Origin of the sequence: Pseudomonas sp. UBA2684, assembly GCA_002354655.1 — a bacterium.
Classification (GTDB): domain Bacteria; phylum Pseudomonadota; class Gammaproteobacteria; order Pseudomonadales; family Pseudomonadaceae; genus Aquipseudomonas.
This window is the reverse complement of sequence record DELY01000034.1, coordinates 89,362-99,834: the sequence shown is the minus strand read 5'-3', so window position 1 is coordinate 99,834 and position 10,473 is coordinate 89,362. Positions and strand designations below refer to the sequence as shown.

Genomic DNA, 10,473 nt, shown 5'->3' with positions numbered 1-10,473 from the left:
CCCCGGCTGGCGCGCATGCGCCAGCCGGGTGGGTTTTTAGCGGCTGGCTGGTGTGCCGCGCAAGCGCTTGAGCAGCTCTCCTTTTGCGCCGTTCAGGCGGGCTTCAGCGTGCTCTGATGCGCTCGACGGCGAGGCTGCCGTCGGGCCGCAGGCGGCCGCGCACTTGTACGTAGTCGCCGGGCTGTGGCGAGTCATCGACACGCGTGGCCGCGTTGATCTCAAGCGGCAGCCCATCCAATTGCCAGCCCGCACCTCCCGCCGCCAAGGTGCCATGTAGACGTACCTTGCTTGCGTGGGCAATCCGCGCGGGTATGCCTTGCGCATCGCGTGCGCCTTGCTCGATCCAGTCGACGATCAGGGCAATTTCCGCATCATCGAGAAACGGCGGGCCGTCATAAGGCATGCGTGGTCGCGCTTGTCCGCGAATGCGGCGGACCAATTCGCTGGCCTCCGCCGAGCCAGGTACGACCCGGGCGCGTTCATCCGTGGCCAGCGTCGTCGCGTAGGACGACAGCACATAACCCTCCGGTGGCGCGCCCAGGATTCCGGGCTGCGAGTGGCAGGTGACGCAGCGGCGGGCGAAGATGGCCGCAACATGGCTGTAGTTCACCGCCGCACCGGGTTGTGGCGAGGGCGCCGGGCTGAACCCTGCCGGCTCCTGCGCGGGTATGGCGTCGCCGGGCTTGAGGCCGTTGGCGATCCAGCGCTCGAACAGATCGATCTGCGCATCGCTGAGGTACGGCGGTCCGCTCATCGGCATACGCGGTTGGCTGATGCCTTTCAGGCGTTTGATCAGTTCGCTGCCGGCGGGGTCGCCGGCCTGCACGATAGCTCCGTTCTGGCTACCGGCGAGCAGGTGCTCCAGGCTGTCGAGGTGTAAATCCTGCGGGGGTAATTGTCCGCTATGACAGAACACGCAGCGGCTCTGCAGAATGGGCAGGATATCGCTATACGTGGGTTCGGCGGCCGTGGCCGCTGCGTGTGCGAGCAGGGCGGGCAACAGGTAAATCGTCAGTGTGTGGCGGGGATGGACAGGCATGACGAGCCAAGCCTCAGTAGCGTTTCAGCTCCTTAAGCCTAGCTGGCCGTTGAAAAACTACTGCGCTCGGCTATGCGCGTGGGAGTCAGCCTCGCATGCGAGCTCAGGCTAGGTGCCTCCGTTTTGGGCGCCACCGGCTAGGCGCGCCCCTGAGGCGTGCCTCTAGGCGCCCCCAGCTAGGCGCCCCATCAAAATACTCATATACGGTTCGTATGCTGCGCTTTTGACCGACACGTTCGCCCGGCGGGCCAGCCTCGGCAGTTATGTCGCTTCGCTGCGTTGCGCCAGATTCCGCCGGGCTACATCCGCACACAGGCGCCGTGCGCGGGCTGGGTAGGAGGGCCTGGAACGGGGTATGCGTAGGGTGGGTTAGGCGCATGATCACCGACTATCGGCTGCTGCATCGTCCGTTGCGCCGTAACCCAGCAGAGAGGCTTGGCCGATTAACCCTGGGTGGGTGACGTGGTGCAGCCATTGCGCAGTCGCTTTGCCAGCCCGCCTCAGCGCCATTAACCCACCCTCCAGAATCTGCGCAAGCTTTAACGGGTACAGAGCTTTGCTGGCTGGCGGAAAAGCTCTGCTTGCCTGCGTCTCTACAGGCCTGCGGCGTCGATATCCACCAGCAGCAGGCGGCGGCCGTTGTCGATGAATTGTCCGGCGGTCAGGCAGTACTGGTTGCTGGTGGCATCGCGGTAAGTGCTGGACAAAATCAGGCGGCGCTCTTCCCAGCCCTCGGCAAGCAGTTGATAGAAGTACGGGCGCCATGACCAGTTATGCCCGACGTAGCGCGAGTCGACCTGCCAGGTGTGTTCGCGCCATTCCAGGTTGGGGGTGAGTTGGGTGCCATGGCGGTCGCACTGGTAAACGCGCAACAGCCAGGGGTAAGCATGCGGTGCGGGCAGGCTGTCGGGTGTGGCATCTGTTTCGGCCCAGCCTTTGAGGCTGTTCATCAGGTCGTTGAGTTGTTGGCGCAAGGTCATCAGCCGCGCACGTTCGGCGAGCTTGTGTTGCACATAGCGGTCGCGCAATTGCGCGAAACGTTTGACGAACGCGTTGCTGTGAAAGAACTCCAGTTCGGGTTTGGCGAACAGATAACCCTGCACGTAACGCGCGCCACACTCCAGGGCGAAGTCCAGTTCGGCTTCGGTTTCCACGCCTTCGGCGATGATCCAGCAACCGGTTTTCTCGGCCATTTGCGCCAGCGCTTTCACCACTTCACCGCTGGGGCCGCCACGCGCGGCCTCCTGGAACAGGCGCATGTCGAGCTTGAGAATATCCGGCTGCAAGGCCAGCACGCGGTCGAGTTGCGAATAGCCGGCGCCGAAGTCATCGATGGCGATGCGCGCGCCGGCTTCGCGATAACGCGCCACCACGCCTGGCAGGCGTTGGCTGGCACCGCCCAATTCGGTGATTTCGAAGACGATACGCTGGGGGTCGATCCCGCTGCGTTGCAGCTGTTTCAGACTGGGCAAGGGCTGCTCGGGGCGCAGTCGGCTGATCCAGCGCGGCGAAATATTCAGGCTGAGAAACCAGTCCGCCGGTGCCGTATGGAACCGTGCCAAGGCCTGTTCGCGTACCTGGCGGTCGAGGCGACGCAAGGCGGCGGGCGGGGTCTTCGGGTCGCTGAACAAAGGCCCGGCCGAGCGCAGTTGACCATCGGCGCCGCGCAGGCGGGCGAGGGCTTCCACTCCGGCGATCAGGCCGGTGGCGGTATCGATAAAAGGTTGAAAGACGGCGAGCGGTTGACCGTCGAGCACCGAACACTTCCTTAGCTGATAAGCAGCAAAACGCCGCGAGATGCGGCGTATCGTTCAGCTAAGCAAGATTGTGGCCAGTTGCCCGTTTATGGCGCAGTTGGCTCGTTGTTCGGGCGCTTGGGGGGATGGCGCCTGAGCAACGGGAAGGCGATCAGGGCGATACGCAGCCAGCGCCGCCAGTTGCCGCGGCGGATGCCGAACGTGGCCAGCATTAACGCGCCGCCGGCGACCCAAAGTGGTGCGTTGCTGTTGTGCAACTCTTCACGCCAATGGCTGCTGAAGTATTGCGCCTGGCGCAGCGGCTGCAACATCACCAGGGTTTCGTGGCGCAGTTCCTGGCGATGCATCTCCAGGCGCAGGCGCAACATGGCTTTGCGCAATTCGCTGCGCGAGGCTTTGGCAGGTAATTCCGGTAGGTTCATGGCAGCAGTTGCTCGCGGTCGCGGGCCAGTTCTTCGAGGCTGGCGCTGAACGGTGCTGGCGCGGTGCGGATGCGTTTCAGCAAACTTACCAGGCAAACCAGTAAGCCCAGGGCATAGGCGGCACACAGCGCGATGATCACGCTCAGCCGGTGGCTGTCCCAGAAACTGATCAGCAATGCGGCGGATAAGCCGATCACCAGCAGTAGACCGAACAGCAGGCTCAAGCTGGTCAGCACGAACAGGCTCAGGGCGTTGTGTTGCTGTTCTTTCAGCTCTTCGCCGAACAGCGCGACATGGCCGTGCAGCAGGCCAAGCAGGGCGCCGGCAAAGCGCCGCGGCGAAGGGCCGCGGCTGGGGGCGGTGGGTGGCGTGGCGTCCATGTCGTCTCTCATCAGCGCCGCGTGATCAACATACCCAGCAATAAACCGATGCCGGCGGCGATGCCGAGGCTTTGCCATGGGTGGGTCTGCACATAACCTTCGGTAGCGTCTACCGCGGCCTTACCGCGTTCGCGCAGGGAGTCTTCGGCGTTGTGCAAGGTGGTGCGGGCGCGGCCGAGGCTGCTGCGAATCTGCTCGCGCAGTTCTTCGGCTTGTTCACCGGCCAGGCTGGCGGAGTGTTGCAGGAGCTTCTCGGTGTCGCGCACCAGGGCTTGGAACTCGTCGAGTAGGGCATCCTGGCTGGATGTATTAGCGCTTTTACGAGGCATCACGTCTCTCCTTGCGTGGGGCAGTCAGTGTAAGGACTTCGAGTGCCGCTGGGGGGATGGGTTCCATTGCCCGGCTAATACGTCAGGTTTGGTGCGCCTAACATGAGACGCTGGTACAGCGCTTGCATTGCGTTGGTGCGCGCCTTTGATAAAGCGCTCTTTTATGGGGCTTTTCGAAGGTTGGCCAGGATGCCGTGGTGCATATATAAGCCATTAATAAATATAGATTAAGTGCCTTGTACGCAATTTTGGTCGGAACCATTTTGGGGCTGTCCAGGCGTGCACTGAGTGGAGTGGGTCGGTTTGCGTGCTGCTAACTGGTGCGTGATTGATCTGGAGTGATCCGCTTTGGTGCTTTTTCCCCGACGACGGAGTTTTCTTCGCTGATGGAAAACATCAACAGTGCTGTGGAGACCCTGATTCACGGCTCCAATACCTTGTTTATCCTGCTCGGCGCCGTGATGGTGCTGGCCATGCACGCCGGCTTTGCCTTTCTTGAGGTGGGCACGGTACGCCAGAAAAATCAGGTCAACGCCTTGTCGAAGATCATCTCCGACTTCGCCGTATCGGCGCTGGCCTACTTCTTTATAGGCTACTGGATCGCCTATGGCGTGACCTTTCTCGAGCCGGCCAGCGTGCTCACCGAGGGCAATGGTTACGCCCTGGTGAAGTTCTTCTTCCTGCTGACCTTCGCGGCGGCCATTCCGGCGATCATCTCCGGTGGCATCGCCGAGCGCGCGCGGTTTGGTCCGCAGTTGTGCGCCACGGTGCTGATTGTGGCCTTCGTCTATCCGTTCTTCGAAGGCATGATCTGGAACGGCAACTACGGCGTGCAAGGCTGGCTGGAGGCGCAGTTCGGTGCCGCGTTCCATGACTTCGCCGGTTCGGTGGTGGTGCATGCGATGGGTGGCTGGCTGGCGTTCGGCGCGGTGATCCTGTTGGGTCGGCGCGATGGTCGCTACCGTGACGGTCGCCTGGTGGCCTTCGCACCGTCGAACATTCCGTTCCTCGCGCTCGGCTCGTGGATTCTGATCATCGGCTGGTTTGGTTTCAACGTCATGAGCGCACAAACCCTCGGCAGCGTCAGTGGCCTGGTGGCGGTCAATACCTTGATGGCGATGGTCGGCGGTACCGTGGCGGCATTGCTGGTGGGGCGTAATGACCCGGGCTTCCTGCACAACGGTCCGTTGGCGGGGCTGGTGGCGGTGTGCGCCGGTTCTGACTTGATGCACCCGGTCGGCGCGCTGGTGACCGGTGCGATTGCCGGGGCACTGTTCGTGTGGGCGTTCACCGCTACCCAGGTCAAGTGGAAGATCGACGATGTGCTCGGCGTGTGGCCGTTGCATGGTCTGTGCGGCGTCTGGGGCGGTATCGCTTGTGGCATCTTCGGTCAGGAGATGCTCGGCGGTTTGGGCGGCGTCAGCCTGGCCAGCCAGGTGATTGGCACTGCGTTGGGCGTGTTGGTGGCGCTGATTGGCGGCTTCCTGGTGTACGGCGTGCTGAAAGCACTGGTCGGCATTCGCCTGAGCCAGGAAGAGGAGTACTACGGTGCCGACCTGTCGGTGCACAAGATCGGCTCGATCAGCCAGGACTGAGTCTCTCCCTGGCGGCAAAAGGCGATGGCCTAATGTGTGCCCATCGCGTGTTGCAAGGGCGATAAACCATAGATCGGGCGCATGCCTGATGAGCAATGCGACGCAGCCCAACGACTTTGCCCCAGGTTGTTGGGCTTCGCTCCGCTCAACGCCAACCTGCTAGGTATGCGCCAGGGCATTGGACTGCAGCCGCGCAAACGCGCGGCAAAGCCATGCAACACCTGGCTGGGGTAGCGCCCAAAAAGAAGCCCGCCATTTGGCGGGCTTTTTTTCGCGCGTCGCTTTACAGCAGCGGGATGCTGTAGGACACGATCAGGCGGTTTTCGTCGAGGTCGCCGGTGCTGGCATTGGAGCGCACCATCGCGTTACGCCAGCGCAGGCCGAGGTTTTTCAGCGGGCCTTGCTGGATGGTGTAACTGATGTCCAGGTCGCGCTCCCATTCCTTACCGTCGCGGCCGCCGACACCGGTAAATTCATCACCGGTCACGTAGCGGACGAAGGCCGTCAGGCCGGGTACGCCGTAGGTGGCGAAGTTGATGTCGTAGCGTGCCTGCCAGGATTTCTCGTCTGCACGGGTGAAGTCGAGAATTTGCAGGTAGTTGACGATGTACGGGTCGGTTTCGTTGAGGAAGGGGAAGGCGTTGTCGCCGCCGACTTCCTGATAGCCGAGGCGGAAGGTGTGTGCACCCAGGCCGGCCCACAGGTTTACCGAGGTGAGGTCGTTGTCGAGCTTGCCGCCCAGTCGCTTGCCGTTGTCCTGCGAGTCGAAGTAGGCGAGGTTGGCGCCGAGCTTCCAGTCGCCAATCGGCTGCACATGGATCAGGTTGTAAAGCTTCTGGTCGTAGATGTCTTCCAGTTCGCCGTACCACAGGCCGACGCTGGTGTTGCCGCCGTTGAATTTGAAGTCGCCGCCACCGAAGTTGTAGCGATCGCTTTCGCCGCTCACGTTGGTCGCGCGAATGTCCTGGCTGTCGGTGGAATTACGGAAGTTCACTTCGCGCAACTGGCCGCCATTGAGCGTCAGGCCATCAATTTCCTGCGAGGTGATCATGCCGCCGGTATAGATCTGCGGCAGCAGGCGCAAGTCGCCAGAGGCAACGATAGGCAGTTTGGGCATCAGGCCGCCGACTTTGGCAACGGTCTTCGACAGTTTGACCTTGGCGGTGGCGGTGGCTTCCGAGTACTCGCCGGGGCCTTCGTTGCCGAAGGCATTCGGCAGCAGCGCAGTGCCTGCGCGCTCGTCCGCCGAGTCGAGTTTCACACCCAGCGCGGCGTAGGCATCCAGGCCAAAGCCCACGGTGCCCTCGGTAAAGCCGGATTCGGCTTTGAACATAAAGCCTTGCGCCCATTCCTCGGCTTTGGATTGTCCGGATGCTGGCCGGTCGCGAAAGTCGCGGCTCATGTAAAAGTTGCGCAGATCCAGGCTGGCTTTACTGTCCTTGATAAATTCGGCATGGGCTACGGCGGGAAGGGTGAGGCTGACGCCCAGCGTGGCAAGGGCCACGGCGCGGGCGAGGGGAGTCTTACTCATTATTGTTGTCTCCTCGTTTGTGTGCAGGCCGGCTTGTCACCGACCTATTACGGCGCTGTGGAATAAAGCATGTGCCACGCTGGGAAGCCTTTAGACTTTAGTCGGCACGCTTAAATTTCAATGGCTTAGGCGTGACTACTGAGTCCAGATTGGGTAAAAGCCAAGCCGCTCATGGACCTTGGCGTCATGCGCCGGGATCACCATGAGGGTCGGTTCGCGCTGGAGCAGTTGATGCACATGCTGCAAAACAGCACGGGTGGCCGCGCGGTTGTCGTCGACCATGCGCCGGCTGATCCAGAATTTTTCCCGGGGCCCGGTGAAGCCCTCCAGGCGCCAGCTGGCATCGCCGGTGAAGAAGAAACGCCGCCCATCGTCGAGGCTGATAAACAGCCCGACCGAGCCCGGCGTGTGGCCGCTCAGCGGCACCAACACCAGGCTGCCGTCGCCGAACAGGTCGTGACTTTCGCTGAAACCCATAAAAGGTTGCGGCGCAAAGCCGTAAGGCACCCAGTTGACGCCGTGCTTGAACTGGCTGGGGAGGATCGCCGGTGGGCCGGCGATCTGGCTGAACTCGATCTCTGCGTAAGGCGCCCAGACCGGAACTTCAGGGAAGTCGGCCAGGCCTGAGGCGTGGTCCCAGTGGGCGTGCGACAGCAGGATGCGATCAATGCGAATGCCATCTCGGTCGAGCTGGTCGCGCACTGGGTGTACTGCGCCGTATTGCAGCAGCGGTTTGTCGTACCAGGGCATTTCGCTGGCAAATTGGTTGTCCACCTGGCGACCCAGCGAGGTGTCGAATAGCAGCGTTGCGGCATGGTGCTCGATCAGCACCGCCATGTGGCTGGCGACTGCGGTTTGCGTCCACTTGCCGCCCGCTACGGTGAAGGCGTCGAGGGTTTTGGTTTCAGCGGTTTTTACCAGACTGAAGCGCAAGCCGGCGGCCTCGCTGGTCAGGCTGACAAGCGCAAGCAACACCCACAGCAGCTTATTCAATGGGCGCATGGTTAGGCTCCTGATGGCGGTAAGAAGGGTGAGGGTTGCGCCTCGCCGAATGCCAGCGGCAAGCGGGCCTGACGTAGCAGCCAGGCACCGGGGGTAAAGGCGAGCATGCGTTCGGCGCCCGCCGCCAGCGGGTGTTGCAGCGCCGTCAGTTGCTCGGGCCAATACAGCTCGGCACGCGCCGCCAGGTGCAACAGGTCGCCGCTGTCGAAGTCGATCAGCAGCAGGCCGCAGCGCGGGTCCAGCAGCAGATTGCCGAGGGTGTTGAACATCAGGTTGCCGCTGTAATCCGGCAGCCAGAGTCGACCGTCAGCGCCCAGGGCGAGAAACCCCGACGGTCCGCCACGGTGCGAGATATCCACGCCGCCGCTGTGCGGATCGGCGTTATGGCTGGCGATAAACAAGGTGTCGGCGCCTTGGGCCAGGTTCAGCCAGCGCGGGTCCAGCCCTGTGCCGTGCGCGCTCGGCCCCGGTTGGCGGGGGCGTGCCTGCCATGTACGGGCCTGGATGTATTTCGGGCAGTTGCCGAACGATTGCCGGACTTGCAGGGTAAAACCGCTGGCGTCCGCCTGACTGATTTCGCCGTTGAGCCGGTTGCGGCGGCGGGTCGGGAGTTCCAGGCCGAGTAAGCCCAGCGACGCGCCGGTATGCAGGTGCGCGAGCAGCGGATCATCGGCATCTGGCCGGGCGTCGATGCGTAGGTGGCTGGGCTCGGGCGAGTGGGCAAAGCCAGGCGCGGCGTAGAGCAGCGAGGCATGCGGCTGGCCGTCAGCCGCCAGGCTGCCGGTGAGCAACCAGGGCTGTTGGGCGAAGAACCTACGGTGTTGCTCGGGCATGTAAGGCCGAATGACCCGACGGCCGATGTCTTCGAGTTTGTCGCGGACGCCGAGGCGACTCTGGATGGTCTGTTCGCCGGGGTGGAATGGGCTGTTCATCGTGCAACTCCTGGAGGCCTGTTACAGCCCCGGCATGTCGATATAGCCGGGCAGCGCACGAATCCGTGCAAACCAGGCATTGAGCTGAGCATAGGGCGCCAGATCGATGCCGCCGTCACCGGCCAACGCCACGTAGGGGTAGACCGCAATGTCGGCGATGCTCGGCTGGCTGCCTTGTGCTAGCCACGTGTGATTACCCAGCTGCGTGTCGAGGAGTTGCAGCGTTGCAGTGGCTTTTTTCTGCACGGCGAGTTGATCGATCGGTACGCCGAACAACTTGCCCAGGCGAGCACTGCCGGGGCCGTGCTGGACCTCGTTGGCGGCGAAACTCAGCCAGCCGGCAATCCGTCCTTGTTGGACCGCATCCTGCGGATACCAGGCGTCGTTGGCGTAACGGCGGGCCAGGTAAACCAGAATGGCCTGGGAGTCGCCGAGGTGCAGCTCGCCATCGACCAGTGCAGGCACCTGGCCGCGTGGGTTGATGGCTAGAAAGTCCGCCTGCTGGTGCTCGCCGGCGTGCAGGTTCACGGTTGTGAGTTCGGCCTGTTGGCCGATCAGGCTGAGAAACAGGCGAACTTTGTAGCAGTTACCGGACAGGTTCAGGTCGTATAGCTGCATGGGGGAGCTCCAGTTGCAAGTGGTGGTGAACTGGATATTAGACAGACAGGTCTGTATATTTCAAGCGGCGATTCTACAACTCGCATGACATGCGGCTTTCGGCCGGCGCTGCTGCTTGCGCATAATGGCCGCTTCCGGAGGTTCCATATGGCATCGAGCAAACGCGATCAGCTGCTCAGCACGGCGCTAGCGCTGTTTTATCGCGAGGGGTATCACAGCACGGGCATCGACCGCATCTTGGCGGAGTCCGGGGTGGCGAAGATGACCCTGTACAAGCACTTCAAGTCCAAGGACGAGTTGATTCTCGCGGCCTTGCAGATGCAGCACGAGCAGATTAGCCAGCGCATGCGGCAGGCGTTGGATGGCCTGGCGCCGCGTGAGGCGATTCTGCGGGCTTATGACGGGCTGCACCTGTGGCTGGGCGAGACCGGTTTCTGCGGTTGTCTGTTCCTGCATGCCGCCGCGGAGTTTCATGACCGCAGCAACCCGATCCATCGACAGGCGGCCGAGCACAAACGCTTCGTCTTGAGCCATTTCCATGCGGCGCTGCTGGCGCTGGGTGCGGTGCAAGCGGAGCAACTGGCGGCGCAGTTGCAGTTCCTCTTCGAGGGCGCGATGAGCATGGCGCACCTCTATGGCCCGGCCGAGCAAGCGTTGCAAGCCAAGGCTGCCGCCGATCGGTTATTGGCTGCCGCCGGGATCTGAGCGGCCGGGCGGCGAGGGCTGCGCCGATCAGCGAGGTTTGCAGCCCTGGGAGTAGCGGGCGACCAGTCAGGCTTCTTGGTTATCTGCGATACCGTCGGTCAGTCGGCATGCTGGTCGGGCTAAAGTTTTATCGGCGATGGCCGCCAACCGAGTAGATATCTCG

At 62.6% G+C, this 10,473-nt stretch carries 11 protein-coding genes; 2 read left to right on the top strand and 9 right to left on the bottom strand.

Annotation, left to right across the window (positions count from 1 at the left end; all coding sequences use genetic code 11):
• Positions 1 to 103: 103 nt before the first annotated feature.
• The 5 genes from B3M58_RS11470 to B3M58_RS11450 form a co-directional block, all read right to left on the bottom strand.
• Positions 104 to 1,039 carry a c-type cytochrome domain-containing protein gene (locus B3M58_RS11470; RefSeq protein WP_296219235.1) on the bottom strand — a complete coding sequence of 312 codons (936 nt, stop codon included), beginning with the start codon at positions 1,037 to 1,039 and terminating at the stop codon, positions 104 to 106.
• A 593-nt stretch (positions 1,040 to 1,632) separates the two neighbouring features.
• On the bottom strand, positions 1,633 to 2,796 hold the full coding sequence (locus tag B3M58_RS11465; RefSeq protein WP_296219233.1) for an EAL domain-containing protein: 1,164 nt from the start codon (positions 2,794 to 2,796) through the stop codon (positions 1,633 to 1,635).
• Between the two features lie 86 nt (positions 2,797 to 2,882).
• Entirely contained in the window at positions 2,883 to 3,218 is a 336-nt protein-coding gene (locus B3M58_RS11460; protein WP_296219231.1) for a hypothetical protein, read from the bottom strand.
• Entirely contained in the window at positions 3,215 to 3,610 is a 396-nt protein-coding gene (locus B3M58_RS11455) for a phage holin family protein (RefSeq protein WP_296219229.1), read from the bottom strand. The genes B3M58_RS11460 and B3M58_RS11455 overlap by 4 nt, the downstream gene beginning before the upstream one ends.
• Positions 3,610 to 3,927: a DUF883 family protein gene (locus B3M58_RS11450; protein WP_296219227.1), complete on the bottom strand. Its 318-nt coding sequence runs from the start codon at positions 3,925 to 3,927 to the stop codon at positions 3,610 to 3,612. The genes B3M58_RS11455 and B3M58_RS11450 overlap by 1 nt, the downstream gene beginning before the upstream one ends.
• A 386-nt stretch (positions 3,928 to 4,313) precedes the next feature.
• Here B3M58_RS11450 and B3M58_RS11445 point away from each other — a divergent pair, with 386 nt between their 5' ends.
• Positions 4,314 to 5,522 carry an ammonium transporter gene (locus B3M58_RS11445; RefSeq protein WP_296219225.1) on the top strand — a complete coding sequence of 403 codons (1,209 nt, stop codon included), beginning with the start codon at positions 4,314 to 4,316 and terminating at the stop codon, positions 5,520 to 5,522.
• 283 nt (positions 5,523 to 5,805) lie between these two features.
• On the opposite strand, the gene B3M58_RS11440 is transcribed toward B3M58_RS11445, so the two are convergent.
• From B3M58_RS11440 to B3M58_RS11425, 4 genes are all read right to left on the bottom strand, one after another.
• The gene (locus B3M58_RS11440; protein ID WP_296219223.1) at positions 5,806 to 7,053 is read right to left on the bottom strand and encodes an OprD family porin; all 1,248 of its coding nucleotides are present in this window, start codon (positions 7,051 to 7,053) and stop codon (positions 5,806 to 5,808) included.
• 135 nt (positions 7,054 to 7,188) lie between these two features.
• Positions 7,189 to 8,055 carry an MBL fold metallo-hydrolase gene (locus B3M58_RS11435; protein ID WP_296219221.1) on the bottom strand — a complete coding sequence of 289 codons (867 nt, stop codon included), beginning with the start codon at positions 8,053 to 8,055 and terminating at the stop codon, positions 7,189 to 7,191.
• A 2-nt stretch (positions 8,056 to 8,057) separates the two neighbouring features.
• Entirely contained in the window at positions 8,058 to 8,987 is a 930-nt protein-coding gene (locus B3M58_RS11430) for a pyridoxamine 5'-phosphate oxidase family protein (RefSeq protein ID WP_296219219.1), read from the bottom strand.
• A 21-nt stretch (positions 8,988 to 9,008) separates the two neighbouring features.
• Positions 9,009 to 9,605: a glutathione S-transferase family protein gene (locus tag B3M58_RS11425; protein WP_296219217.1), complete on the bottom strand. Its 597-nt coding sequence runs from the start codon at positions 9,603 to 9,605 to the stop codon at positions 9,009 to 9,011.
• A gap of 147 nt (positions 9,606 to 9,752) precedes the next feature.
• Between B3M58_RS11425 and B3M58_RS11420 the strand changes: the two genes are divergently transcribed.
• The gene (locus tag B3M58_RS11420) at positions 9,753 to 10,310 is read left to right on the top strand and encodes a TetR/AcrR family transcriptional regulator (RefSeq protein WP_296219215.1); all 558 of its coding nucleotides are present in this window, start codon (positions 9,753 to 9,755) and stop codon (positions 10,308 to 10,310) included.
• The last annotated feature ends 163 nt before the right edge of the window (positions 10,311 to 10,473 follow it).

What these genes read in the sequence shown, in the direction of transcription:
- B3M58_RS11470 (WP_296219235.1), bottom strand. Translation starts at nt 1,039, where the DNA reads ATGCCTGTCCATCCCCGCCACACACTGACGATTTACCTGTTGCCCGCC.
- B3M58_RS11460 (WP_296219231.1), bottom strand. Translation starts at nt 3,218, where the DNA reads ATGAACCTACCGGAATTACCTGCCAAAGCCTCGCGCAGCGAATTGCGC.
- B3M58_RS11455 (WP_296219229.1), bottom strand. Translation starts at nt 3,610, where the DNA reads ATGAGAGACGACATGGACGCCACGCCACCCACCGCCCCCAGCCGCGGC.
- B3M58_RS11450 (WP_296219227.1), bottom strand. Translation starts at nt 3,927, where the DNA reads ATGCCTCGTAAAAGCGCTAATACATCCAGCCAGGATGCCCTACTCGAC.
- B3M58_RS11445 (WP_296219225.1), top strand. Translation starts at nt 4,314, where the DNA reads ATGGAAAACATCAACAGTGCTGTGGAGACCCTGATTCACGGCTCCAAT.
- B3M58_RS11440 (WP_296219223.1), bottom strand. Translation starts at nt 7,053, where the DNA reads ATGAGTAAGACTCCCCTCGCCCGCGCCGTGGCCCTTGCCACGCTGGGC.
- B3M58_RS11435 (WP_296219221.1), bottom strand. Translation starts at nt 8,055, where the DNA reads ATGCGCCCATTGAATAAGCTGCTGTGGGTGTTGCTTGCGCTTGTCAGC.
- B3M58_RS11430 (WP_296219219.1), bottom strand. Translation starts at nt 8,987, where the DNA reads ATGAACAGCCCATTCCACCCCGGCGAACAGACCATCCAGAGTCGCCTC.
- B3M58_RS11425 (WP_296219217.1), bottom strand. Translation starts at nt 9,605, where the DNA reads ATGCAGCTATACGACCTGAACCTGTCCGGTAACTGCTACAAAGTTCGC.
- B3M58_RS11420 (WP_296219215.1), top strand. Translation starts at nt 9,753, where the DNA reads ATGGCATCGAGCAAACGCGATCAGCTGCTCAGCACGGCGCTAGCGCTG.